25 protein-coding genes and 1 tRNA gene are annotated in these 26,464 nt (G+C 38.6%); 14 read left to right on the top strand and 12 right to left on the bottom strand.

Annotated elements, in window-relative coordinates; all coding sequences use genetic code 11:
* Nucleotides 1-122: 122 nt before the first annotated feature.
* From VB797_RS00920 to VB797_RS00905, 4 genes are all read left to right on the top strand, one after another.
* Nucleotides 123-194: transfer RNA gene (locus tag VB797_RS00920), tRNA-Gly, on the top strand.
* 339 nt (nucleotides 195-533) lie between these two features.
* Nucleotides 534-941: a hypothetical protein gene (locus tag VB797_RS00915; protein WP_323235730.1), complete on the top strand. Its 408-nt coding sequence runs from the start codon at nucleotides 534-536 to the stop codon at nucleotides 939-941.
* 47 nt (nucleotides 942-988) lie between these two features.
* Complete coding sequence (locus tag VB797_RS00910) at nucleotides 989-2,245, top strand: glutamate-5-semialdehyde dehydrogenase (RefSeq protein ID WP_323235803.1); 1,257 nt, start codon at nucleotides 989-991, stop codon at nucleotides 2,243-2,245.
* A gap of 307 nt (nucleotides 2,246-2,552) precedes the next feature.
* Nucleotides 2,553-3,668: an acyl-CoA desaturase gene (locus VB797_RS00905; protein WP_323235729.1), complete on the top strand. Its 1,116-nt coding sequence runs from the start codon at nucleotides 2,553-2,555 to the stop codon at nucleotides 3,666-3,668.
* Nucleotides 3,669-3,856: 188 nt separating this feature from the next.
* Here VB797_RS00905 and VB797_RS00900 read toward each other — a convergent pair whose 3' ends face one another.
* From VB797_RS00900 to VB797_RS00890, 3 genes are all read right to left on the bottom strand, one after another.
* Nucleotides 3,857-4,918 (bottom strand): fatty acid desaturase, encoded by a 1,062-nt coding sequence (locus VB797_RS00900; protein ID WP_323235728.1) that lies wholly within the window; start codon nucleotides 4,916-4,918, stop codon nucleotides 3,857-3,859.
* Between the two features lie 359 nt (nucleotides 4,919-5,277).
* A complete protein-coding gene (locus VB797_RS00895; protein WP_323235727.1) occupies nucleotides 5,278-6,333 on the bottom strand; it encodes a fatty acid desaturase in 1,056 nt (351 codons plus the stop codon).
* A 369-nt stretch (nucleotides 6,334-6,702) separates the two neighbouring features.
* The gene (locus VB797_RS00890) at nucleotides 6,703-7,524 is read right to left on the bottom strand and encodes an acyl-CoA desaturase (protein ID WP_323235802.1); all 822 of its coding nucleotides are present in this window, start codon (nucleotides 7,522-7,524) and stop codon (nucleotides 6,703-6,705) included.
* 151 nt (nucleotides 7,525-7,675) lie between these two features.
* Between VB797_RS00890 and VB797_RS00885 the strand changes: the two genes are divergently transcribed.
* The gene (locus tag VB797_RS00885) at nucleotides 7,676-8,908 is read left to right on the top strand and encodes a methionine gamma-lyase family protein (protein ID WP_323235726.1); all 1,233 of its coding nucleotides are present in this window, start codon (nucleotides 7,676-7,678) and stop codon (nucleotides 8,906-8,908) included.
* 107 nt (nucleotides 8,909-9,015) lie between these two features.
* Here VB797_RS00885 and VB797_RS00880 read toward each other — a convergent pair whose 3' ends face one another.
* Entirely contained in the window at nucleotides 9,016-10,215 is a 1,200-nt protein-coding gene (locus VB797_RS00880) for a Coenzyme F420 hydrogenase/dehydrogenase, beta subunit C-terminal domain (protein ID WP_323235724.1), read from the bottom strand.
* Between the two features lie 254 nt (nucleotides 10,216-10,469).
* Here VB797_RS00880 and VB797_RS00875 point away from each other — a divergent pair, with 254 nt between their 5' ends.
* The 4 genes from VB797_RS00875 (at nucleotide 10,470) to VB797_RS00860 (ending at nucleotide 14,933) form a co-directional block, all read left to right on the top strand.
* Nucleotides 10,470-10,673 carry a hypothetical protein gene (locus VB797_RS00875; RefSeq protein WP_323235723.1) on the top strand — a complete coding sequence of 68 codons (204 nt, stop codon included), beginning with the start codon at nucleotides 10,470-10,472 and terminating at the stop codon, nucleotides 10,671-10,673.
* A 10-nt stretch (nucleotides 10,674-10,683) separates the two neighbouring features.
* Nucleotides 10,684-11,019: an HNH endonuclease gene (locus VB797_RS00870; protein WP_323235722.1), complete on the top strand. Its 336-nt coding sequence runs from the start codon at nucleotides 10,684-10,686 to the stop codon at nucleotides 11,017-11,019.
* 256 nt (nucleotides 11,020-11,275) lie between these two features.
* On the top strand, nucleotides 11,276-12,166 hold the full coding sequence (locus VB797_RS00865) for an ABC transporter permease (protein ID WP_323235721.1): 891 nt from the start codon (nucleotides 11,276-11,278) through the stop codon (nucleotides 12,164-12,166).
* A 346-nt stretch (nucleotides 12,167-12,512) separates the two neighbouring features.
* Nucleotides 12,513-14,933 (top strand): sucrose synthase, encoded by a 2,421-nt coding sequence (locus tag VB797_RS00860; protein ID WP_323235720.1) that lies wholly within the window; start codon nucleotides 12,513-12,515, stop codon nucleotides 14,931-14,933.
* A 125-nt stretch (nucleotides 14,934-15,058) separates the two neighbouring features.
* Here VB797_RS00860 and VB797_RS00855 read toward each other — a convergent pair whose 3' ends face one another.
* From VB797_RS00855 to petJ, 5 genes are all read right to left on the bottom strand, one after another.
* Nucleotides 15,059-15,541, bottom strand: coding sequence for a peptidoglycan-binding domain-containing protein (locus VB797_RS00855; protein WP_323235719.1), 483 nt, complete (start codon nucleotides 15,539-15,541; stop codon nucleotides 15,059-15,061).
* Nucleotides 15,542-15,947: 406 nt separating this feature from the next.
* The gene (locus VB797_RS00850) at nucleotides 15,948-16,646 is read right to left on the bottom strand and encodes a peptidoglycan-binding domain-containing protein (protein WP_323235718.1); all 699 of its coding nucleotides are present in this window, start codon (nucleotides 16,644-16,646) and stop codon (nucleotides 15,948-15,950) included.
* Between the two features lie 32 nt (nucleotides 16,647-16,678).
* A complete protein-coding gene (locus tag VB797_RS00845) occupies nucleotides 16,679-16,927 on the bottom strand; it encodes a hypothetical protein (RefSeq protein ID WP_323235717.1) in 249 nt (82 codons plus the stop codon).
* A gap of 813 nt (nucleotides 16,928-17,740) precedes the next feature.
* Nucleotides 17,741-18,628: a tetratricopeptide repeat protein gene (locus VB797_RS00840; protein ID WP_323235716.1), complete on the bottom strand. Its 888-nt coding sequence runs from the start codon at nucleotides 18,626-18,628 to the stop codon at nucleotides 17,741-17,743.
* A gap of 198 nt (nucleotides 18,629-18,826) precedes the next feature.
* Entirely contained in the window at nucleotides 18,827-19,336 is a 510-nt protein-coding gene (petJ, locus tag VB797_RS34905; protein WP_416350823.1) for a cytochrome c6 PetJ, read from the bottom strand.
* A 609-nt stretch (nucleotides 19,337-19,945) separates the two neighbouring features.
* Here petJ and VB797_RS00830 point away from each other — a divergent pair.
* From VB797_RS00830 to VB797_RS00815, 4 genes are all read left to right on the top strand, one after another.
* A complete protein-coding gene (locus tag VB797_RS00830; protein ID WP_323235715.1) occupies nucleotides 19,946-20,680 on the top strand; it encodes a glutathione peroxidase in 735 nt (244 codons plus the stop codon).
* 420 nt (nucleotides 20,681-21,100) lie between these two features.
* Complete coding sequence (locus VB797_RS00825) at nucleotides 21,101-21,655, top strand: RRXRR domain-containing protein (RefSeq protein WP_323235714.1); 555 nt, start codon at nucleotides 21,101-21,103, stop codon at nucleotides 21,653-21,655.
* On the top strand, nucleotides 21,588-22,193 hold the full coding sequence (locus tag VB797_RS00820; RefSeq protein ID WP_323235713.1) for a hypothetical protein: 606 nt from the start codon (nucleotides 21,588-21,590) through the stop codon (nucleotides 22,191-22,193). Before VB797_RS00825 ends, VB797_RS00820 begins: the two co-directional genes overlap by 68 nt.
* A gap of 242 nt (nucleotides 22,194-22,435) precedes the next feature.
* On the top strand, nucleotides 22,436-22,771 hold the full coding sequence (locus tag VB797_RS00815) for a hypothetical protein (protein ID WP_323235712.1): 336 nt from the start codon (nucleotides 22,436-22,438) through the stop codon (nucleotides 22,769-22,771).
* 68 nt (nucleotides 22,772-22,839) lie between these two features.
* Here the strand turns inward: VB797_RS00815 and VB797_RS00810 are convergent, their stop codons facing one another.
* From VB797_RS00810 to VB797_RS00800, 3 genes are all read right to left on the bottom strand, one after another.
* Nucleotides 22,840-24,201, bottom strand: a complete 1,362-nt coding sequence (locus VB797_RS00810) for a UDP-N-acetylmuramoyl-tripeptide--D-alanyl-D-alanine ligase (RefSeq protein WP_323235711.1) — start codon at nucleotides 24,199-24,201, stop codon at nucleotides 22,840-22,842.
* Nucleotides 24,202-24,557: 356 nt separating this feature from the next.
* Complete coding sequence (locus VB797_RS00805; RefSeq protein ID WP_323235710.1) at nucleotides 24,558-25,001, bottom strand: tellurite resistance TerB family protein; 444 nt, start codon at nucleotides 24,999-25,001, stop codon at nucleotides 24,558-24,560.
* Between the two features lie 170 nt (nucleotides 25,002-25,171).
* Nucleotides 25,172-25,333, bottom strand: coding sequence for a hypothetical protein (locus VB797_RS00800; protein WP_323235709.1), 162 nt, complete (start codon nucleotides 25,331-25,333; stop codon nucleotides 25,172-25,174).
* 529 nt (nucleotides 25,334-25,862) lie between these two features.
* Here VB797_RS00800 and VB797_RS00795 point away from each other — a divergent pair.
* Entirely contained in the window at nucleotides 25,863-26,441 is a 579-nt protein-coding gene (locus VB797_RS00795) for a GNAT family N-acetyltransferase (RefSeq protein ID WP_323235708.1), read from the top strand.
* Nucleotides 26,442-26,464 lie beyond the last annotated feature (23 nt).

The raw sequence follows: 26,464 nt of genomic DNA, 5'->3' as shown, positions 1-26,464 counted from the left end.
CCATCTCCCCATCTCCCCATCTCCCCATCCCCCCATCTCCCCATCTCCCCATCTCCCTATCTTCCAAAAAAAGTGTTGACAAATTCCAACCCGTATGGGATATTATTATTTAGGACAAAAATGCGGGTGTGGCTCAGTGGTAGAGCGTCACCTTGCCAAGGTGAATGTCGCGCGTTCGAATCGCGTCACCCGCTTTTTAAAATTTAAGAATTATAGAAAATGCAGGAAAACAAACTTCTTGCATTTTTTAGTTTTAATTCATTTTTTGAAGATTTATTTAAATTTACGTATATTAAAAATAGATATCGTTTAGGGGCGGTCTGTTTTAATAAAAATATGTATATCGAAACAGTAACAGCTTGCATAAGGTTGATGATATAAAGAAATTTTAGTGGGTAAACTACCTTGTCCGTTTAAATTATTTTTCAATAGAGAATTCTGTATCAAGCAGTTTATTCCGAATTGTCAATTTAAGGGAATATAAAAAAAGATTCCTAATTTAAAACCTCGGGAGAGTCAAAAGAGCAGTTATAGTGCAACCACAAAAGCCCGAAAAAATCGATTTTAACAACGAATACCCTTGTCCCTGTCGCCGTCGGGGACAATTAATTCCGATTACTCTCACAGAAGCCTTCGGTTGCGATCGCTGTCAACAGATATTCGTGGTGGAAGACAACGCTCGTGTTTTAGAGCAGCTTTCTACTACCTATCCGTACAAACGAGCTTGGCGCTGGACGGGTTCTGGATGGAAAGTAGTCCACCCGCGTTTGGGAGAAAGTTACTTACCAGTAGCGCTAGGTATTATTTTCGTGCTAGTCATTATATGGTTGCCATTAGCATTGCGTTTAGCGAGTGGTTCTGGCATTATTGCTTGGGCGCTGATAGCAGTGCTACTAGCTATACTGCCAGCACTTATGGTTTGGCTTACCTACAGACGTTAAGGCGCTGATTATTTACTGTGGATGCTTTTGCTGAAAACCCCCAACCAATCACGATCGCCAAAAGCGACGCTTCGCGTATCGCCAAATGTGCATACGGTGCTGCCTTAAAATTAGGCATCACTAAAGGAGCCGAGCGCAGTCGTGCTTTAATGGCGATGGCTGAGGCGCTAGAACGCTCGTTTGACGATATATTAGAAGCTAATACTTTGGATCTGGAAGCTTGTCGAGAAATGGCAGTTCCAGATTTAGTTTTGGATTGGCTGAAGTTAACTCCGGAACGTTTGGATTCGGCAGTCAAAATTCTGCAAAGGTTGGAGGGATTATCAGACCCCCTGCGGCGGATGAGAACTGCCGATTATCAGTTAGGTGAAGAGCAAAGTTACTCCCAGTCAACACCTTTGGGGGTAATTGCTTTTATCTACGAAGCCTTTCCAGAATTAGGTGCGATCGCGGCTGGTTTATGTATCAAAACCGGCAACAGTATTATTTTAAAGGGAAGTACTGAAGCGAGCCATTCCAATGCGGCGATCGCCTCAGTATTGCAAAATGCTGTCGCAGAAGCTGGATTACCTGTAGGGTCTTTAGAATTGGTAAGTGCAGAACAAGGTACATCAATTCGGGATTTGGTTGCTCAAGAGCAATATATAAATTTGGTGATTCCCTACGGACGCACCAGTTTAATACAGCAGGTAGTACGACAATCTACGGCACCAGTTTTAAAATCGGCTATGGGTAATTGTTATCTATATTGGTCGTCAAATGGTAGCTTGGTGGATATTGTGCGGTGGATGATTCTTGAAAGCCATGCTAGTTCTCCAGACCCGGTAAATGCAATTGAAAAGGTATTAATTAATCGGCAAACTCTATCGTCTTCGTTGGGTACGCTGTTAAAAAACTTACAGGATAAAGGTTTTTACCTTAGAGGAGATGCGGAACTCCAAGAAACATTTCCTCAATTGCAACTAGTTGACGATCGCGAATGGGGAAGTCCTTATTTTACTAAAACAATTGCGTTTAAACTTGTAGATAGTTTAGATACGGCGATTACCTGGATTAATCAATATAGTAGCGGACACGCTGACTGCATTGTGACTGAATCTTACCAAGAAAGCAGGCAATTCGCTTTAGGCGTAAATAGCGCTTCTACATATATTAATGCTTCTCCACGTTTTAGCCGGAATCCATTGTGGGGAGATGCAGTGTTCCTCGGAATGTCTAACCAAAAAGGACATCGTAGAGGACTGATTGGTTTAGAAAGCTTGACTACGCTTAAACACATCGTTCAAGGAAACGGAAGATTTTGATATTAGTATAGAATTCAATATTGTTGAGAAATATAAAAATACACCATTAATCTGTAAATTTGTACAGTTAATTAGGTGTATATTTTTTTCTGCAATAACAAGGCAAAATGTAAATAGAAGCCTTGACCTGATTATAAAAAAGTGCCTAGAATTATATCTTACACGGGGACGAAAATCGGGTTTGTTAAAAATATAAATCAGATTAATTTAACGATTTATCTGAAAACCCAGTTTTTTGGGTCTTATTGAGTTCGGAGTGTAAGATGTTTATTAGATCGATCTCCTATTTGAGTGAGAAAAATTGTCCATGACACAAACGCAAACTGCTAGAGTTACTTTTGCCAAAAATATTGGCTTTAGAAAAGAATTAAATAAACGAGTTGATGCTTATTTTAAATCTGAGAATATTACTACCCGAGATAATTTTGCAATGTACTTTAAAAGTGCGATTATCTTAAGCTGGTTAGCTTTTTCTTGGCTATTTACTCTTTTTTCTCCGGACATTTTAGGACTGAAAATACTTGGATGCATCCTGTTAGGAATGAGCTTTGCTGGTATTGGCTTTAGTGTCGGACACGATGCCAATCACGGCGGTTATTCTAGTAGAAAATGGGTTAATAGCGCTTTTGGTTTGACTTATGATTTTCTCATCGGTCTTTCCAGTTATTTATGGATATGTCGTCATAACTTTTTGCATCATACCTATACAAATATCATCGGTCATGATGTAGAAATCGATGGCGATGGTTTAGTCAGGATGTCTCCAGCGAGAGACCATAAATGGTATCATCGATTTCAGCATTTGTTGATTAACTTTATTTATGCAATGATTCCATTCTATTGGTCAATTGCTGATGTCCATTTAATCTTATTTAAACGTAAATACCACGAGTATAATATTCCCAAACCAACGACCTTACAACTACTTACTTTGCTCGGAGCAAAAGCTGTTTGGTTGGGACTTTACGTTGGTATCCCATTTGCTCTTGGATACAGTCCGATACAAATAATTATCGGACTATGCATCGTGAATATGGTTTACGGTGTACTCATTTGTAATGTATTCATGCTTGCTCATGTACTCGAACCAGCAGAGTTTTTCGAGCCAAATTCTTTAGGAAATGTCATAGATGACGAATGGGCAATTTTTCAAATCAAAACAACGGTTGATTTTGCTCCCAAAAATCGTTTTCTAAATTGGTATCTGGGTGGACTTAACTATCAAGTTGTCCATCATTTATTCCCTCAGATTTGCCACATCCATTATCCGAAAATAGCTCCGATATTAGCGGAAGTTTGTAAAGAATACGGCGTAGCATACAATGTATACCCTACTTTTACAAAAGCATTAGTTGCTAACTATGGTTGGTTGAAGCTGATGGGTAATCCTCCTCAAATAAATTCGGTAGTTCCCCAAATTTAGTAAATTATCATTGTTGATTACAAGCAACTGATGTAGAGACGTAGCACTGCTACGTCTCCATTTTTTTGCGGGCTAAACTAATAATTCAAGATATCCAAACGCACCACGATTTAATTAAGTGCGTCCTAAATATCATAAAAAAGACGTAGCAATGCTACGTCTCTACAAAAATTAATTTATTTTCATGACTACTTCAAATGAGAGGTGTAATAAACCTTACTACCTTCATCTGGAACAAAATGGCATTTTCTGTAGGAATTCCACAGAGAAGTTAAAATTGGCTCGTCAGTCTTATGAAAATATTCTCCCAACACTGGTTTAATTGCTTCAGTTGCTTTTTTTAAGTTGTAGTGAGGGATATTTAAGAAAATGTGGTGAGCAACATGAGTACCGATGTCATGATGGATATGATTAATAAAACCATAATCGCGATCAACACTGGAAATCGCACCTTTAAGAAAAGTCCATTCATCACCGCGATACCAAGCAACATCTGGCTCAGTGTGATGTAAAAATGTGACCAAATCCAGCCAAATCACAAATACAATATAGGGTCCAGCGTAATATTTGATCAACCACATGAAACCCCATTCATAGGTTAAGAAAGCCAGTAAACCGACCATTGAAGTCCAAAGTACGGTACTGGTGATCACATCCCATTTTTCCGAAGGTTTAAATAAGGGACTGCTGGGTAAAAAGTGAGAACCAGTTTTTCCAGGAGAACGCTGAAATAAGTAGATTGGATAAGCCAGTAAAAACAGGTAATGTCTGCCGATTTTCTGCACTAAAGGCATTTCTTTGTAAGCTGATTCCGATATCGGATACCAACTTTCATCATTTTCCAAACTACCAGTATTTTTGTGGTGAGTCCGGTGACTTATACGCCATCCGTGATAGGGAACAAGTATCGGTGTATGAGATAAATGTCCAATTAAATCATTTAACCATTTGTAGCGAGAGAATGATTGATGTCCACAGTCATGTCCGACTACAAATAAAGCCCAGAACATCGTTCCTTGCATTACCCAGAAAATGGGGAAAAATAACCACGAATCTAGGTAGTAAGCTACAGCATAAAGTCCAGCAATAATTAGGATATCACGAGCGAAGAAAAATAGAGATTTACCTACTTGAGGCTGAAAACATTCTGCTGGAATTGCTGCTTTTAAATCACCCAGAGTAAAAGGTAGTTGTTCCTCTGATGATACGGCATGAGGAGTATTCTCTGCATTAACTGTAGAAGTTTGCACGCTTGTTACGTTACCGGATATAAAGTGAACTCTTTGATTTTTAATTTTCAATTTTAGATTATCTTCTTTAAATAAGAAGTTTGCACTATGCAGAGGTTTTAGATATAGCGATCGCCCATTCTAAAATCGTAATTCTAAAATCTAAAATTTTTTTGGTCTACAAAAATGTCTAGCAAAGGCTAAGTTTTGATACGCATCACAAAGATTAAGCCATGCGCTAAAAAATAGCCTTTTACTTTCAGTTTTACAACTTGATATTTCACATCGAAATTAGGCAAAATGCACGAGTGATTATTAACCCCCAGTGTTTTTAAGAGGGTCAAATATATATAAATCCGTAATTCAAAAAAAATCAGGACTTATCGTCGTGCATAATAATCCTTGAAGGAAATATATTCATTTTCTGGGGTATATAAATGACATCTGTCGGTAATATACTTTAGTAAAGATACAGAAAATGTACATTCATCATGCAAATAACTTTCCCAATTTTCTTGTAAGCTGCGATAGGCAAGACGTAAATTGTAGGAAGGAATTGCCGTAGAAATGTGATGGGGTACGTGTACGTTGATATCGTGACACAGAAACTCTACCCATTTGGGGTAATTGCAGTGAACTGTACCAGATAGCTGGGCTGTAACCGCATTCCATTTATCTGCTGCGATAAAAGCGATATCTGGAGCAGTATGGTGAATGTAAGTAAAAGTACTCATCCAGAAATGGTATACCATCCAGGGAAGTAACCAGAACTTGATAAATCCCCAAATCCCAGTTGTAGCAATTAATGTAGGGAAACATACAGCTGCAAATATAACTACTACAGCTACAGAAAACTTGATCGCAGGTTGGTCTTGTTTGCGATACAAAGACCAATTAAAATGATGCATCGCCCAATGTACGATTGAGCCGATCCACCATAAGCGGTTGTATAAAAATCTTTTAAAAAGCCACTTGAGGGCTGCTCCACTATTTTCATAAACATCCGTACCAATGGGCTGCCAAGCATTATCGACACTTAGCTTATTGGTATGAGTGTGGTGATAATTGTGCTTGATCCGCCAACTGTGGAAAGGGTAAATTAACGGCATCATAAATAAATGTCCCACTAGATCGTTCACCCAGATGCGTTTGGCAAATGAACGATGAGCGCAATCATGTCCGACCACAAAAAAACCTGTAGCAGCAGTACCCGTGTATATCCACGCTAAAGGTAAAAGATACCAAGGTGCGATCGCCAAAAAAAAGTAGCCGACAATAACGGCTAAAACGCTGCTAATTGCACTAAACCATGCTTTACGAGCATCTTGAACAAAACACTCTGGGGGCAGAGATTTGATGATGTCTGTCAGCTTTAGTTCGGAGTCAGTAAGCTGTTTAGGGTGCGACTGGTGTGTATTTACTGCTGATGTTGTCATGAATGAATTTAATTAAAAATAAAGACTCCGCATTTAAGCCACTAGCATAGTCGCTTTTTACGAAGTTTCGTAACATTCGCGATTCGGATTATATCAATTAATTAACCCCGTGTATTTAGAGAAAGATCTATTTTCTTCCTAAAACAAGCGATACCCCCACTTATTTTCTAAGTAAGAATCCCTAAGCGGGGGTAAATAGAGGTTAATTTATTCCGATCAATTTTGGATTTTGGATTCAAACCCCAGCATTAATAATAGTGTAAAACCGGGTTGAAAAATTGCGATCGCCCTCAAGTGATGACAAGCCAAAATCTTCAAGCACTTCGATTCATCGGTGGGAATAATCCAAAATCTCAAATCCAAAATAGATTACTTATCCGCAGGTGCTAATTTGACATTTGTAGCCAAACCCAAAAATTGCAGTAGTTGAATCGTCATCCAAGTCAGGTCAATTTCCCACCATTTCAAGCCGTGACGGGCTGAATATTGAAAAGCGTGGTGGTTATTGTGCCATCCTTCACCGTAGGTCAATAAAGCTACCCACCAGCAGTTTGTGGAGTGGTCTCCTGCATCGTAGGTCTGATAACCAAATTTATGAGTTGCACTATTGACAAACCAGGTGCAGTGCCATACAAAAATAAGACGAACAAAAATACCCCAAACAACAAAAGACCAACCACCCAAAAGTAATAGCAATCCACCTAAAGCGAACTGGATTGGTAGCATATACTTTTCTAAAAACTGATAAAATGGGTCATCTTTGATGTCTTTAGTAAAGCGAGGAACATCAGCAAAAGCTGGAGAATGGTAAAACATCCAACGCAAATGACTCCAAAAAAAACCTTTATTGGAATCATGGGGATCTAACTCTTGGTCAGAATGTAAATGATGTATACGATGCATTCCAACCCATGCAATTGGTCCTCCTTGACAAGCAAGAGTCCCGCAAAATGCTAAGAAATACTCCAGCCACTTAGGAGTTTGAAAACTGCGATGAGTTATGAGACGGTGAAACCCCAGAGTAATACCCAAGCCTCCAGTCACCCAGTATAAAAGTAAGGCTACACCGATAGCTTTCCAGCTAAAAAAAGCTGGAAAAAAGGCAAGCAAAATTCCAAAATGTAAACCAACGAAAAATGTAATGTGTAACCAATTTAATGGTCCTTTAGTTGTTGATGTAGCAATTGTCATGCGGTAACCTGTTTGAGAATTGTTTAGCCTAATCTGCGCGTCCGTTATGCCCGGAATACGGGCTTTTTGCGCGGCGATCGCGCAAAGCGTAGCGCCAATAGCGCCACAAAACCGCATAGTTTAGTTATTTTTTTTGAGAACCTTTTTAGTAATGAACAGCTTGGAACATCTGCGAGAAGCAGAACAAGCACTGTTAAAGATTTTTTCTGGAATTGACCACAACGTCAAGCAAAATCTTCAAAGAGTGCTAAACGCCTTTCGTCATCATAGTGTAGGGGCGCACCATTTTGCAGGTGTAACGGGATACGGTCATGATGATTTGGGCAGAGAAACTTTAGATAAAGTTTTTGCAGAAATCATGGGAGCGCAAGCCGCAGCAGTTAGGGTACAGTTCGTTTCTGGGACTCACGCAATAGCCTGTGCTTTATTCGGCGTTCTCCGTCCCGGCGATGAAATGTTGGCAGTTGCAGGCGCACCCTACGATACTCTTGAAGAAGTCATTGGCTTAAGGGGTAAAAATCAAGGTTCCCTGCTTGATTTTGGCATAAGCTATCGTCAATTGAATCTCACCTCAGAAGGAACGGTAGATTGGCAGGCTTTAAGCCATGCGATAGAAAATAAGACTCGTTTAGTATTAATTCAGCGCTCCTGCGGCTATTCCTGGCGTTCTAGTCTTTCAATTGCCGATATAGAGAAAATTGTTCGTTTAGTCAAGCAGCAAAATCCGAACACAGTTTGCTTTGTCGATAACTGCTACGGCGAATTTATCGAAACCCAAGAACCCAATCATGTCGGTGCGGATTTAATCGCCGGTTCCTTAATCAAAAATCCTGGAGGAACCATCGTCACTGCTGGCGGCTACATCGCCGGACGCGAGGACTTAGTAGAAGCCGCAGCTTGCCGCTTGACGGCTCCGGGAATTGGTAGAGAAGGGGGTGCCACATTTGACCAACTCCGTTTGTTGTTTCAAGGATTGTTTTTAGCTCCGCAAATGGTCGGGGAAGCGATGAAAGGCACTCACCTTACTGGTTATGTTTTTGACAAACTAGGATATCCCGTTAACCCCGCACCTTTTGCCCCTCGCGGCGATGTCATCCAATCAATTAAACTAGGTTCTGCTGAAAAACTAATTGCATTTTGTAAAGCCGTCCAGCAACATTCTCCTATCGGTTCCTACCTCGACCCCATTCCCGACGAAATGCCGGGATACGAAAGTAAAGTAGTCATGGCTGGGGGGACATTTATCGAAGGCAGCACCTCAGAATTTTCTGCCGACGGACCTTTGCGGGAACCCTACATAGTTTACTGTCAGGGAGGAACTCATTGGACTCATGTGGCGATCGCTCTTGAAGCTGCGATTGAAGCAATAGGATATAGGACATAGGGCATTGGGCATTGGGGATAGTTAAGAGTAATTGAGGTCAAAGGTCAAAATTCTCCCCATCTCCCCATCTCCCCATCTCCCCATCTCCCCATCACCCCATCCCTTTCCTACTCCGGCAATTCGTACTGTTCCACAATCCGCTTGGCAAATTCGGGAACGTGCTTTTCCAACTTCTCCGGATAATTGCGCTTTGTATACAAATAATTGCGGGTAAAGTGAGAATCTATGGAAAAGCGGGCGTATTCTAAACCTTTGGGGCCAATCTTTTCGATGACTACGCCCATTAATTTCGCTGCCCACATGGGAAGTGTTACGCCTTTGTCGTAGGCGGGAATGCTCTGCTGTACTGCTGCTTGGCGATTCCCTTGGGACATTACTGCTTGGGTGTCGATTTGGTCTTTGACTAAATCGAGCATTTCCTGACCGCGATCGTTCCTGACTACAATCCACTGCCAGCCAAAAGGTGCGCCCATATACCCAACTACAATATCAGCAAGGGAATTTACGTAGTCAAAACAACTCATGCAGGAAGGAGCAAATACATCTTTGAGTTTATTTGTTTTTAACCCAAAGAAAGGTACGGTTTCAGTAGAACCATCCTCATGCTTAAAATGAACCCGAAAATCTTGCATAAATTCGTAATGTACTACCGTATCGGGCGATCTGCTCGTAGTGTCGAGAAATTTTTGCAATCCGGCACGGGTGACGTTATCGACGCAAGGGGTACCTAATACATAAAGCTTTTCTAAACCAAGCTGTTTTTCTACAGCACGTAATGCCTGGATTTGACAACCAACACCAATTACCAATAACCGTTTCATTCCCGATTTTTCAATTTGTTCTAATACGGAAAGATTCGGCGATAATGTTGGTTTATTTACTTTCGCTGCCAGTATTTCCTCTGCTGTCCTGGCAATAACTGGCATTGGTTGGAAGCGGTCTTCTTTGGTATTTTGGACGCAAACAACGCCTTCGACAATACCGCGTTCGAGCATTTCAATTGCGATCGCGCTCACAATCCCCGTCCATTGTGCGCCTGGAATTGGTTCCTTTTTCCGCGCTGCCATCATCTCTTGCTGTACCCCGAAATAAAGTTCATCTGGATTATCAAGATTGCGGGAACGAGAGTGACTTTGTTGTTCGAGTTCCTCTATTTGTTGATTGAGGAAAGCACAAGCTTCTTTGACATAGTGGACGTAATATGTATCGCACAGTCCGCACTCGCTACATAGTTCTTTTGCAGGTCGAGGGCTTCCGGGTTTGAGGGCTTTGGCTTTTTGGTGTTTGGGAAAATCTACTGAAGTCATTAAAAATAAATCGTTATAAAACTCTGATTACTTATTTCTTAATATGCCAGAAATCAGTACTTATTTATTTCTCTAAATCAATACATAATATTAATTATTTATAGAATGCTTCGGAAATTATCTATATCGTCTCTGAGAAATTCATCAACTTCACGGCAACTTAATTTGTAAGTTCAGTAATAGCACGAATAGAGTTTTAAAAACTCTTCTGTTACTTTTTTTTATAGAAGTTAATAAATCTGGATAAAAAAACAATGTCTAAAAAAGATGATGATTTTATCGAAGCTGCGGGCTTTGCAGCAGGTGGAGCAGCAGCAGGTGCTGGAGTTGCTGCAACAGTTGGAGGAATGGGTTTAGCTGTTGGTGGAACTGCTGTTGCTATTGGTGCGGCTCCAGTTGTTGCAGTAGGCGCAGTCGTAGGACTTGCAGCTTATGGTTTGAAGAAAATTTTTGATTAATTCAATATAAATGGCAAAAAAGTCTCCCAACCCACTACAAAAACTTGTACGTGGTGTAATTAGGGACTTGATTAACCAAGCGAAGATTCAAAAACCTGATAAATCGGGAAAGTCAGCGACTAAACCTCAAAGCAAACGTTCGCGCTACATTCCCTCCTCAATTCGTGTTTCCGTTTTACACAGAGACAAATATAAATGCGTTTTTTGCGGTAGAAATGCAAAGCAAGTTCAGCTAGAAGTTGACCATATTATTGCTTTTTCTAAAGGTGGTAGTAGCAACCTGAATAATTTGCAAACATTGTGCATTGACTGTAACCGGGGAAAAGGAGCGCGGAATTTAAAATAAAACTTTAATTACATACAAAACCCTTCAGTAAATCGACTGGAGGGTTTTTATTGTATGGAAGACTTAAAAATATTTGCTACAACGTAGTGGCGTGACATTGCGAAAATGATCCATTAAAATTTTTGTGGTATAAAGCATTGTACCTTTTGAAAAATCTGGCAATGGTGATTTCAGATTGTTTGAGACGTAGCAGTGCTACGTCTCTACAAAGGTTTATCGTTTGGTTTTAAAATTACTTAACTGTTAACTCAAATTTATGACTACCGAAATCCAAACTTCTCAAAAAATAAAATCCCGTAATTCAGGACAAAATTGGTTTCAAGCTTTTATATTATTAGCCCCTGCTGGTATTTGGCTTTTATTATTATTAGTAATCCCAACACTGATAATTATTGAATTAAGTTTTGTACCGGGAATTAGACCGGGAGATATTGTCAATCCAACGGGTTTTGAAAACTATTTACGTATATTTGACCCACTTTATTTACACGTAATTAAACGTTCTTTACTTCTAGCATTAGCAACTACAGTAATTTGTTTAGTATTAGGCTTTCCTGTGGCTTTTTGGATTGCGCGAATGGCACCGAAACGCTGGCGTAATTTGCTAATTCTTGCCTTTATTTTGCCTTTGTGGACTTCTTCGCTACTTCGCTCTTATGCTTGGATTACAATTCTACGTCCTACAGGTTTACTTAATACTGTATTAACTAATTTTAACTTACCAACTTTAGATTTACTTAATAGTACTAAAGCCGTATTAATTGGGATGAGCTACAATTTGTTGCCTTATATGGTTTTAATTTTATACGCTTCTTTAGAAAAATTAGATAAACGTTTGCTCGAAGCAGCATCCGATTTAGGAGCAAATTCCATACAGGTATTTTGGAGAGTAACCGTACCGCAAATTTTTCCGGGGATTGCAGCTGCTTCCATGCTGGTATTTATTACGGGATTGGGAGATTTCGTTAATCCCGAATTACTCGGTGGTGCTTCGAGTATGACATCAGCACGGTTGATTTATAATCAGTTCCTGGGAGCCGCTCAAAATTGGGGATTTGGTTCCGCTTTGAGTACAGTATTAATTTTGCTTGTTAGTATAGCGATCGCGTTTTTAATTAAGTTCGGTGATGCTAAGGGCGATCGGTAATTTCGATACTGCAAACGTAATTATTAATTCAATTTAGTTTAATTTAATATAATTTTGGTTTTAATATAATTCTTTATTTGACAGTCAAATATTTCTTATTTATTAAAAATCCAAATATTGCAGAACTGTTAAAGATATGGGAGCATGATGAGGTAATTACTTCCAAAAAAAATATTCGGTGGATTGCAACTACTTGCTGATTTAATTCAGGAAAATGTTATCCCGTTTTTATATTAAAGATGTGCTTAATTTAGCCTACGCAGGTAGGCTTTGTAATATTAGCCCCAGCCTTCTAGGCTGCGGGTGTTTTTGATAACAATAAAAAATTTATCCGTTCGGAGTCATTATGTCGGAATTGATTCAATCTATCTTAGATAGCGAAGAAAAAAGCGATTTTAGGTCTTTTCTCAGCGATTTACGTCAACAAAAGAATAGCTATTTGCTACATAATGATATACTTAATGCTTATAGCGAATATTGTAGTAAAAACAAAAAATCAGATGAGTTTTATACAGGTTCAAACTTAAGTAAATTAATTTACTATACTCAAGAAATTATTCGAGAAGAATCGAGCTTCTGTTTTATTGTCCGTCCGAAAATTGCTTCTCAAGAAGTCTATCGCTTAACGGCTGACTTGAATATTGAGAATATGACCACAAAAGAACTACTCAATGTCCGCGATCGTTTCGTAAATAAATATAATCCTCAAGAAGGTGATTTATTAGAGCTAGATTTTGCTCCTTTTTACGACTACTCTCCACAAATTCGCGACCCCAAAAATATCGGCAAAGGAGTCGAATTTCTTAACCGCTACCTCTCAAGCAAGCTGTTTGCAGACTCCAAACAATGGCTAGAAAGTTTATTTGATTTCCTTCAACTGCACCAATATAACGGTGTTCAGCTATTAATAAATAGTAGTATTAAATCCCAACAGCATCTTTCTCAACAACTCAAAAAAACTATAGGACTAGTCGCTAATCTTCCCCAAAAACAATCTTATGAAGAGTTTCGCTTTCAGTTGCAAACGCTGGGTTTTGAACCAGGTTGGGGTAACACCGCTGCTAGGGTTTTAGAAACTTTAAATATTCTCGATGAGTTGATGGACTCTCCAGATCCTCAAACCTTGGAAGCATTTATTTCCCGTGTTCCGATGATTTTTAAAATCGTCTTGGTCTCTTCCCACGGTTGGTTTGCTCAAGAAGGTGTTTTGGGTCGTCCCGATACTGGAGGTCAAGTAGTTTATGTTCTCGATCAAGCCAAAAATCTGGAGGTACAACTCCAAGAAGATGCACAACTTGCGGGTTTAGAAACACTAAATGTCCAGCCAAAAGTAATTATTTTAACTCGTCTGATTCCTAATAGTGACGGTACTCTTTGTAACCAACGTTTGGAGAAAGTCCACGACACCCAAAATGCTTGGATTCTCAGAGTTCCTTTCCGGGAATTCAATCCGAATATGACCCAAAATTGGATTTCTCGGTTTGAAATTTGGCCTTATTTAGAAACTTTTGCTGTTGATGCAGAAAAGGAGCTATTAGCGGAGTTTCAAGGTAGACCCGATCTAATTGTTGGTAACTATACAGACGGTAATTTAGTTGCATTTTTATTATCGCGTCGTTTGAAAGTAACTCAATGTAATGTTGCTCACGCTTTAGAAAAATCAAAGTATTTATTTAGTAATTTATACTGGCAAGATTTAGAAGATAAGTATCATTTCTCGCTACAATTCACTGCTGATTTAATTGCTATGAATGCCGCTAACTTTATTATCAGCAGCAGCTATCAAGAAATTGTCGGAACACCGCATAGTGTGGGACAGTATGAATCCTATCAATGCTTTACCATGCCAGATTTGTATCATGTGGTAAGTGGAATTGAACTGTTTAGTCCCAAATTTAATGTAGTCCCACCAGGAGTTAACGAGAGTTGCTTTTTTCCCTACTCGCGAAAACAAGATCGGGTAGAGAGCGATCGCAACAGACTAGAAGAATTGCTGTTTACTTTGGATGACCCGACCCAGGTATTCGGTAAACTAGACGACCCAAATAAATGCCCTTTATTTTCAATGGCACGTTTGGATAGAATTAAAAATATGACGGGTTTAGCTGAATGTTTCGGTCAGAGCAGTGAATTACAAAAGCACTGTAATTTAATTTTAGTGGCCGGTAAATTGCGCGTTGAGGAATCGGGAGACAACGAAGAACGCGATGAAATTATCAAACTTTATGACGCGATCGAGAAATACAATCTTCATGGCAAGATTCGCTGGTTGGGTGTACGCTTATCCAAAGCTGACTCAGGTGAAGTTTATCGAGTCATAGCTGACCGTCAAGGAATATTTGTTCAACCAGCTTTATTTGAAGCTTTTGGTTTAACAATTTTAGAAGCAATGATTTCGGGATTACCAACTTTTGGAACCCAGTTTGGCGGACCATTAGAAATTATTCAAGATCGAGTAAATGGGTTTTATATTAATCCGACTAATCTAGAAGAAACAGCCAGCAAAATATTGAATTTTGTGACTAAATACGAACAAAACCCTAATGATTGGCATAAAATGTCTCAAGCTGGTATTGATAGAGTTTACAGTACTTATACCTGGAAAATTCACGTTAATAAATTGCTTAGCTTAGCGCGAATTTATGGCTTCTGGAATTTTACTTCTAAAGAACAACGAGAAGATTTGTTGCGCTACCTTGAATCATTATTTTACTTAATGTATAAGCCCAGAGCGCAACAGCAACTCGAACAACAGCGACATCGCTAAATAATAGTTTAATTAGGTCGCTAGAAATAAATCAGCACTATGTAACAGAATATAAATTAAGCTCTCAAAGAGAAGACGCTTGCGCGTCAACAAAACCCGTAGCCTACTCCCTTTTCATAACCTACTTAGATACTTACCGCAGACTCGGCGAAATTGAGGACAAATCTCTTTTCCCAAGGATAAAGTGGCTGATTGCCAAGCATCGGGAGTTCCATCGGGTCTCTGTCTCTTTGCGTATGGAATGCAGCGTATCTCGTGAGTTCTTGCCAAGTCCTAGCTCCAACTATCCCATCTGCTCCTAATCGTCGATGTTCTTGAAACGCTTTTACAGCTGTTTCTGTAAGTACATCAAACCTTCCGGTTACTCCTACACCGTAACGATTGTATGTTAACAGTGTTTGCAGGACTCTGACAGCATCCCCAGTATGACCATAACGTAAAACTGGTAGCTGTTGACCTCGATAATACTGAGCTAATAAACGCTGCTCTCGCTGGTAATCTGTTGTCTGTGGTATATCCCATTTTTTGGGAGCAAGTCTGAGACTTTTATCGAAAGTTAAAGATTGGGCATTCATTGAATAGTCTTTCAATACTGCAGAAAAAGCCACTTTTCTCTGAAGACTCTCGATTGAACAATCAGAACCTTGCCGAGGAATTTTGTTTTCCACAACGCCAGGTATTTTTTGATACTTGTAATTTAAAACGCACGACTTGGGTTGATGACTAATCTGAGCGATGCTAGGTAAGCACCGATCTATTAAACCTTGCTGAACCGTCTCTCGATTGATGATAAATAGAGTTGATAATGTAGGCAGAAACACTTGCCCCTGCGTTATGAAGGTTGCTATTAGCAAACCCAGTACGGTCATCTACTTGACCTCCTAATACCTACACTACTTATGACAATATCATAAGCTTGCATCAGGAAAAACTCTGGCGATAGATGTGCTTTATAATACTTAAAACGAGTTTTTTTTAAGAGTATGATGCAAAGTATTTTTCCCTACATTGTTTTTATCTTGTCAATTGCTGCCAAGTTTGTAGTCCAACTACACCATCTGTAGCCAAATTCCGGTCACTTTGGAAGGCTTTGACAGCAATTTCTGTAAGAGCGCCGAAATTTCCATCAACTCTAATGGGATAGCCATTAACTAATAACAGTCGCTGCAACACTCTTACGGACAAGCCGGAAGTCCCAAAACTTAAGATTGGCAGGCTTTGGTTGTAGTTACTAATAACCTTTCCTGAGTTAACTTGTCTTACCTTAGAAGCTCCTGCCTGTATTTGTTTGAGTTGAGGAGTGTTTTCTATTGCATCAGTTAAAGTAGGTGGAGAAGTTGAAGGAAATATAATTCTATTAGCTGCTTCTAACGAATTATGTTCTAAATATTTTTTTAAAACAATTGGCTGTTTTGTTACAGAAACAGAGTGTCCTTCTAAGTGACAACAATCAAAAGATTCGATTCTATCTCTAATCTTTTTAAGTACATTTTCATTCTTTTGTAAAATAACTTTTGAAGCTATTTGAATTCCACTTGATTGAATAAATTCTGGTGGTGTAATACGAGCAGGAGTAATTAAACCAGTTGATTGAATAAGATTTGATTCTTTTACACCGAAATCTAGCTCGACTGCTATTTCATTAAATAAATAAGGCACAGATGGATGTCCTGTTGTTAGGGCAGTCGTTATCAGCAAGCCAATATCATTCATGGTATTTCATTTTACTAATACCCATATTTTCTTTACACAGAGTTTCCTACTGTTCTTCCGGAAAACTGCGTACTTGTACCTAAAAAACAAGTAATCCTCCGATTTAAGTTTAGATGAATCCAGGGGTCGGAGAATTTTAGTCCGTTCGCGTATATTGGCTGAGGATGATCGAAAAGTTCTGCAAGCCATAAAACCGTCTTACTTGAAACAAAAACCCGCGATGCACAACCGCATCTGGTAATTCGTAAATCAACTTCTCTTCTATACGCTACCCAAGCCATAGCGTAATATCCTTAAAATTTAAAATTTAAAATTAATTTTGTTATTCTTGCCAAAAACAGGAGTGGTGCTATAACCTTATGCGCGTCAGGTAGATACAAGCGCGAATGTGAATCAAACATTTTTCACTATATTAGGAATGCAAAATACTAAAAATTCAAACACAAATGGAAACGATATGGGATTTTTAAACTTCACGTTTTCCCTCTCGCTTCAAATTCAATATCCGAATTTTGTGAGTATTTGTGTAATTGTAATCTGCAATCAAGTTGTAGAACTGTAATTACTGTTACCCACTACAAAATCTGTCACAATATATCTTGAATTTACAAAAAATAGTGCTTGACAATATCTTTTATACTTGAAATTTAGTTTCTGTCAGAAAAAAAATTACAAGATAATCCGAAAGTATTAAGCAAATAAACCTATCATTAAGTACATAGATGTAATTAAGACGAATTAGTGCCTGAGATTAATAGACACACGAAAATAAATATTCAACCTTACTCTCAATTCTTCTCGAAGCGATCACAGAGGCAAACCATACGAAACCGTGAGGTGTTATCTGATATATAGTCATGCCCACACATCACACTATTATTTTTATAGTTTGTAATTCATTTAACTATAAGTTGGTTTGATTTAAGTGTAAATACCAGGTAATAGTATTTATAAAACAACAAAATATTTATAACGATGTTGTCAAAAACATCAAGTTTGTTAAATTACTTTGAATGACCGTATTATTAACATGATAAATCGGATTAATAGAGAATTAAGCGGTAAGCTCTAAAGTTTGTCAGCCCATACTATGCTTAACTTTGAAGCAAATTTGTCAACAAAACTTCCGATCTAAAAGGAGAATCGCGACGCAATATTTTAATTAGATAAATAATTTGATGAAATTGCTGCATTTTTCCCGCGTAGCGAAAGTATTCGGCAGCTTGAAGAAAATCCTCCCAAGCTTCTTGCTGTTTACCATCTTTATAAAACGCGAAACCTCTAGCAACATAAGCTGCTCCTTGGTTGCGGTTGCGTCGAATCGATTCGGTAAAATCGGCGATCGCTTGTTTATGTTTTTTTAGCTCCCGAAAAGCATAACCGCGATTGCAATAAAAACTCGCATCTTCGATATCGTTGGAAATTGCGCTCGTAAAATCGGCGATCGCTAAGTCAAATTCTTTGAGTTGTAGATAAGCTACACCTAATTCGTTGTGTATTGCTGCAATATGGTCGGTATCTGTGTGAGATATTAGTTCTAATGCTTTTTTATAGTCGCTAATCGCTTGTTGATAGTTTTTTTGATCGAAATACGCCAAACCTCGATCGTAATAGGCTCGGAAGTCTGAAGGGTAAGTCTCAAGAAAGTAATCAAAATCGGCGATCGCAGCCGCTGGTAGCTGTAACTTATAATACGCTAAACCGCGATTTAGATAAACTTCCAACAACTGCGGATTTTGCTCAATGGCAGTATTACAATCTGCGATCGCGTGCTGATAATCTGATGAATGTAGATAAGCCAAACAGCGATTGTAGTAAGCTACTGTATATTTGGAATTAATCTCAATTGCTTGAGTAAAATTGTCAATAGCTGGGGCATATTTATTGCTTTCGAGTTGTGCAATACCTAATTGAAACAACTCTAATTCTTTCGAGCTACCTTGGTTTAGTGCCAAAGCCTCAGTTTGAAATGAAAATATCATCAGTATAATAACCATAACCAAACTGAGAAAAATTTGGTAAAACCGCATGAGTATTAATCAAAAAATAGTGGATTGCGAAAAGCAGGCTAATACATAATTAGTGGCTAATAGCAATTATTTTCGTAGTAGTCTATACGAAACAGCAACTATTAACCACCAATTTTTTTAATTATTTTTCTCGATAATCAAGTCAAACTTTTACCAACCTTTATCGGCTTGAGCTAAAACATATTCAGCAAGCTGTTCTATCTGTTCAGAAGATAAACGCTTACCAAAAGCAGGCATTGCATTTTTACCATTAACTACCTGGTAAATAATTGCATCTTTAGAATACATATCGTATTTTTCAAGAGCATCTTTTTTCAACGTTTTCTGTGCATTAACTAAGTTTCCTCCACCTGCGTGACAAGCCGCACAATTTTGTTTGAACAACTTAGCACCCTCCTCATGAGAAGCAGCCATAGCCACAGGTTTTACTGCTAATTCTTCAGAAGTAACTTTTACAGATGTCACAGCAGGTTTTTCTTCAGCAACCTTTACAGCATCAACAGGTTTAACAACTGTCTGAGTTTTTTCAACAACTTTTACTTCCACAGGAGCTACTTGTTCAACATTGGGAGCAACAGTTGCTTGAGTTTCTTCACCACAAGCGTAGGTGAAAAACAGCAAAGGTATCACCAAAAACACAATAGATAGTATTTTTTTCATAGGTATTTTTTCCTTAACTCAACATGATTTACGATTTGCACGCCTAAGCTTATCGTTGAATATGCTGAGATTAAATGACACAAATATACAAATATAAAAAGGTTAAAGATTAAAAGTTAGGAGTGCGGAAAACAGCAACGTCTCAGGTTCACCCCAAGGGTGCGGTTTATTGTTGAACTTGCGTTCAGCTAAGCTACGGCTAATTGCGTTACCCTAAAGGCTCATCAAGCTGAATACTGAGTGACTAGGGTGTTGACTTTGATAGAATTTACCCGTTTTTGGCTCATGCATTAACTGGTTCCCAGCCTCCGGATGGGAACCCATGACAGTCGGCTCTGCCGACCGTCAAAAGCCAACACAAAAACTGGATGAACTTTTAGCCCAAAAAAACCACCGAGTCAACAGCCTAGGCTCTGCCTCTTAATATACTTGAGGCGGAGCCTCACACACAGGAGTTCCCAGTCTCCGACTGGGAACTAGTTAAAAATCAACACCCCTACTGAGTGACCCGTTAGGGTAATTGGTAATTTTATCCTTGTCCCCCACCCCCCTTGACAAGCATACTCATAACGACTACGCTTAAATTGAATTTATTTGGTAGTTTTATTTATGTTGCCTAACAAAGAAGGACAAAAAGTTCCTAGCGTGACTTTCCGGGTTCGTGAGAACAATGATTGGAAGGATATTACTTCAGATGACTTATTCAAAGGTAAAACCGTGGCAGTCTTTTCCTTGCCCGGAGCATTTACCCCAACTTGTTCTTCAACGCACTTACCAGGATATAACGAACTGGCTCCCGCTTTTAAAGAAAATGGCGTAGACAATATTATTTGTATCTCGGTAAATGATTCCTTCGTGATGAACGAATGGGCAAAAGACCAAGAGGCAGAGAATGTAAGATTAATTCCCGACGGTAACGGTGAATTTTCGGAAGGAATGGGAATGTTGGTTGATAAAACCGACTTAGGTTTTGGTAAGCGTTCCTGGCGCTATTCCATGCTTGTCAAGGATGGCGTAATTGACAAAATGTTTATCGAACCAGAAGAACCGGGCGATCCCTTCAAGGTATCTGATGCAGAGACAATGCTTAAGTATATTAATCCCGACGCTGCAAAACCCAAAGGCGTTTTCATGTTTTCTAAAGAAGGTTGTCCTTTCTGCGCTCGCGCTAAAGAGATACTAAAAAATCAAGGTTTAAGTTACGAAGAAATCACCTTAAACAAAGATTTTAATACTCGTGGTTTAAGAGCCGCAACAGGTTCAACTACCGTTCCTCAAGTATTTATCGATGGTAAATTAATTGGTGATTCCGAAGCTGTAGCTGCACACTTTGGTGTGAAGTAAACCTTCGTTGCTTAGTTCGATATAAATAGAAATATATGGAGACGTTGCTTTCGGCAGCGTCTCTCAACGATCGATTACAGCCGATTTCATTTGAGTAAGGTACAAGACTCATTACAAGTCAACTACCCACACTCCCAAAATAGGTGAATGTGGGCTTGCAGAAAACTCGGTTTACTGAGTTCACGGTATGCAAAGTAAGAGTTGGTTAGGGCGCTTAGATTCAGCTCCGGTTATACGTACCAATATTTCCCTAGTTGGTACCTCTATACGGCTCAGTCGTGAATGAGTATCGCTTGCTGAATTGCCCGAAGGGACGAGATTTATCTCCAATACAAATTAGTAATAATTTGGGTTATCCCCATGAATCAAAATAAACAAGCAACAAGAATCCCTGTAATATCCGCAGATGGCAAACCACTTATGCCAACCACGCCATCACGCGCCAGGAAGTGGATAAAGTCAGGGTTAGCTATCGGGGAACGAAATAAGATTGGTGTTTTTTATGTTCAATTGTTGCGCGAACCGTCTGGGACTAAAACACAAAAAATAGTAGTAGGAACAGATAGAGGCAAGGCTTTTACAGGAATTGCTTTTCAATCCAAGTTAGCGACCATTGTCTTGTTCCATGCTTGTCTCCCTGGTTTTTACAAATCTAAGAAAACCCGTAAAGATAGGCAATCTGTGACAGGTAAAATGGAGAAACGCGCAGAACTACGTCGTACTCGTAGAGGACAGCGTATTAATCGCAAAGTTGCTTTTAAATTACGCAATCACCGAGAGAAACGATTTAATAACCGTCGTCAAAACAAATTACCTCCTAGCGTAAAAGCTAACAGAGAAATGGAACTAAAGATATTAATAGAAATGTCTAAAATAATTCCTGTATCTGAGGTTAGAGACGAATCGTGTGGGGGGAATTCCAAGAGAAACGGACGCAGGTATATCTCCTGTAACAATTGGTCAAGAATGGTTTAGAGCCGAAGCGTCAAAACTGGCACCACTCAAAGAAATAGATTCTTTAGATACTGGAAAATATCGCACTCAGTTAGGTCTTGTTAAAGACAAAAAAGATAAATCCAAGCAAGTTCCAGAAACCCATGCAAATGATGCTATTGCATTAGCCTCTACAGCATTTATTCAGTATAAGGAATTCCACACAGCAAAAATTCATGGTCATCATTGGGTTGGGGAATGCTCCGTAACCAAAGCACCTTTTATTGTTGTTACCCGTCCAAAATTATTTAGACGGAAACTGTACCAAGAAAACTACTCGAAAGGTGGAATTTTAAAGCGGCAAGGTGGAACAATAACACCATTTGGTTTCCGTTCAGGTGATTATGTCCAGACTTCTCGTAAAAGCGAAATAATACGCGGCTGGGTTGGTGGCTTTACTAATTCTGAAAAGACCAAAAATATCTCAATCTATGACCATAACTGGTCACGTATTGGTCAGTTCAACCCTAAAAATATCAAACTAATAAAAAGGAGTACCAAGCTATGCGTTGTCAATTAAACTCGCAAAAAGCATTCCTCCCGCCGCCTCCATAGGGGTAGGACGGGGGACTCCTGCCAGTTGACAATTGAAAAAGATCAATCAAAAAATAAAACCAATTTTGACAAATTAGGTATTAATATAATCTGTAATTAATCTTAATTTTTGTTTAATTAAGTCAAGAATATATAATTGAATACATTTATTTTTTTCGTAAATGTGTTACACAGATGGTAACAAGTGGAAAATATTAATAAAAATTGATGCTTGATTTCAACACAATAACCGAGTTTTCTCGCAATCACTGTGTAACTATTTGCGCCTTCCTAGTTCCAGCGAATTTAATCCCCACATTATCAACAATAGTTCTGGCTGCACTTCATCGTCCATTGTCTCAAGTTTGTCAATCGGCAGCCGTTGCAGCTTTTTTTGCCGTAGTAATGATACTGCACGTTTACACCTGGTTTGCGATCGGTGTCGTGCAGCTTCCTACCTACATTTTATTGTGGTTGGCAATTACCTGCTTATTTACCAACTTTGGAGCAATTTTATTTCAAAGGCGCTACGTTCGGACTTATTATTTTATTGAGAATAGGTAATTGGTAATTGGTAATTGGGCATAGAAAATAATTTTGAGCTTGAGATTTATATTCCTAACCTTTAACCTTTACATTGCTCCTACGCTAAAATCTTCGCGTAATTGACTTACGACTCGATCGAGTCCGACTGAATGGGCTGCTTTGAATAAAATGCGATCGCCATCTTGGAGGTATTGCTTCAAGCCATCTGTTAGTTCGTCGTGGGTAGCATAGCATTGGATGGGAATTCCTTTAGCGCTCTTGGCTATAGCTTCTGCATCCCTACAGTTAACTAATACCATCAAGGCATCTAAATTTAGAGAGCTTGCTGTTTTTCCGACGAGTTGATGCAGTTGCTCGGATTTATCTCCAAGTTCTTTCATTGCACCCAACACCGCAATATGTCGCTTTCCGGGAGTTTCGGCTAATAAATTCAATGCTGCGACCATCGCTTCTGGTGCAGCATTGTATGTTTCATCTAAGATTACCACGTCGTTGAGCAAGGTAAATTGCTGCGATCGCCCGGACGGCATATTTACTACAACACCATTTTTAAAGCAATTCCAATCAATACCTAAAACTTGCGCGACCGCTAAAGCTGCCATGTAGTTAGCGGCAATATGTCTTCCCGGCATTGGTAAGGGTAAGCGTAAACCACCGATTTCCAAAGTATAATTATCAATTAATTTACCGTGAATATCGCCGCCGTTAAAGCCGAAGGTAATAACTTTTCCTTGCCAAATCGCGGCCGTTTCCATCAATAGTGGATTGTCGTAATTAAGAATTGCGACCCCATCTAGGGGCATTTCTGCCAAGATTTCACATTTAGCTTGAGCAATAGCTGTCTCCGAACCAAGTAATTCGATATGAGCGGTTCCGACATTTGTAATCACAGCAATTGTAGGACGAGCGATCTGCGTGAGTTCGGCAATTTGTCCTAAACCCCGCATTGCCATTTCTATAACCGCGTAATTATGTTGTGCGTCTAATTCTAAAAGAGTTTTTGGTACGCCAATTTCATTATTGAAGTTCGCATAAGTTTTGTGAACTCTTCCTTGAGTACTTAAAACTCCGGCAATTAACTCTTTAGTTGTGGTTTTACCCACCGAACCCGTAACCCCAATTATCGGTATTGAAAATTGATTGCGCCACCATTGACCAATTTTTTGATAAGCTTCGAGGGTATCTGAAACTTGCAGTACGGGAAATTGCGGATTGTCATATTTAAAATCAACAATTGCTGCGGATGCGCCTTTTTGAATTGCTGTGCCAACAAACTTATGTCCATCAAAGTTTTCACCGCGAAACGCGACAAATATTTCTCCTGGCTTAATAATTCTACTGTCTGTTTGTATACCAGAGAATGATTGTGCAAGTGCTGTTTCTGATAGATTTACACAAGTAGCACCAAGCAATTCAACTAATTGTTTAAGGGTGGCAGAACAGGGCATAATACCGGGGTTTAGGATAATGATGCGTTAATTGATTAAATTCCAAGAATCATCGAACCGTTCGCAAATAATGTTCGCAAACAAAGTTCTCTAATCCTATAGTTCTTTTAGGAAAAATAGAAAGTACCGGATTTAACATTTTTACATACAGTCGTCATATTTGATAAAAACTATCACCCAGTAAAATGTACCACCACAAGTTAAAACTCATGATGGCACATTAAAAAAACATGGTTATTCAATTGTATTTATGGAATTGTGGTTAAGAAAGCGATTAACTAAATCTTGAATTTCTGCTGGCTCTCTAATAACCCATCGATTAAGAAAAATATTAAATTTTGATTGTATAGTAGCTACTATCCCCGGTTTTTAATAAGCATCACTTCGATGATTTTTTGACCTACCTCACCTTGAATACGTAAAGCTTGGTATAACTCTTTCAAGAAATCTTCTTCTTCAACGAGGATACCGTCAGTCAAAATTAAATCTGTAGCTACTGCAAAGGCTGCTTCTCTCAAATCTTCTGAAAGTGAATCTTTCGCAGAATCAAACAAGTCATTCACCCCTTCGTGTCGAATGATACCTAACAATATATCAAACATCGATAGCATCTCATCCTGAGAGTAGCTTTTCAACAGTTTTAGATGAGACAGTGCTTGATAAATTTCCTGCGCTTGTGTTTGTGAAAGATTGCCGTCTGAAGCAACTGCAATCAAAACGATCGCGGTAAAAGCTTCTGCTGGACTGAGTGCGTTTTTTACTCTGCTTTGAGAACCGGATGCTCTATCAAATAGACTCATTACAACTTACTCCTTAAATAGGAACTCCTTGGTAGTGTATTTACTTAAAAAAAATATTTTTAGGTAAGCAATACAACAAAGATTTTATAAGTATAGTGTTCCCACATTTAGTGCCAAGCGAACACCTGCACTCAGTTTTTTTGAAAATAAATTATTCTTTTTCCGTAGTTTTATCTAAAGCCTTTTGAGCAAGGATTACGGAGACTTGCCTTTTCGATTGTCTCAATTACTGCTAACCCGATTCCAGATGTAGTTAGTAGCAACATTACCGACGCTAAGAAGGCTTTTACTAGTATGTGTAGGGCTTCGTCGAAGAAAATGTAGGTAGTCATAACTTGTTTCTTTGAACTAAAAGGGTAATTAGTGCTATTAAATTCTCCAGCCTTTAATGTTCTATTTCCGCAGAGAATACACTAATATTGGTATCTTAACAAAACTTAAGCATTCCAACTGATACTGTTATAACATTTTGTTTTTAAAGATTAAATTATTTTTTGTTGGGGAATTAGCTAATTTTGCTTTATATAAAATTGATTATTTAATAAAATTCTCATTAACAGTATGAAGCTATAATTAAAAGTTCGTAAATTAAGTTACACCAGATGATATTTAAGCACTTAAAAAGCTATAATATGTGGTTTGAATAAAATCAAGGTTGACTGTATATCTAATTTATTTATGTCTATATAATTATTAATTTACAAATAACTATAGCGGTTTTCGGTTGGGTAGAATACATTAAAAACCTCATCCTCATTCCCTCTCCAAAATATCGGAGAGGGATGTCCGGAGGACAGGGTGAGGTCAAATCTGTATTGCATCCAACTGGAAATTGCTATATATGTTTTGGGAGTCAAAAAAATGAAATTAGCGAAAGACCTAATTAGTAAAATATTTCAACAACTTGCGTCAACACATTATTTATTGAAAATAGAAATGATAAGCGATCGCCTTTTACTCAAATCTATATCATTGGACTATAAAAAACCAATTTACGAGACTTTTACCGAAGAAATTACAACTTATATGTACCCTCGTCCAGCGAAAAATATCGCGGAAACAGCATCATTTATCAAAAGCTCTCTGGAGGGGATGAAAAACGAACACGAATTAATACTAGTAATTTTAAAAAAAGATACTCAAGAATTTTTGGGTTGTGCTGGAATTCATCGCATTAATAGCAAACAACCAGAATTCGGGATTTGGCTGAAAAAAACAGCCCACAGTAATGGTTATGGTTTAGAAACAGTTGTAGCGATGAAAAACTGGTGTGAAGAAAATTTAGATTGCGAATATTTTACTTACCCCGTAGATGAGGAGAATTATCCCAGTCGCAGCATACCGGAAAAATTGGGTGGGGAAGTTGTGAGAACTTATCAAAAAAGGAATTTAAGTCGTAGAATTTTGAATTTAGCTGAATACAGAATTCCGAAAAGTTAAAGGTTAAAGGTCAAAGGTTAAAC

This window comes from Rivularia sp. UHCC 0363 (genome assembly GCF_034931125.1).
Classification (GTDB): domain Bacteria; phylum Cyanobacteriota; class Cyanobacteriia; order Cyanobacteriales; family Nostocaceae; genus Rivularia.
This window is presented reverse-complemented; position numbering and strand designations above follow the sequence as displayed.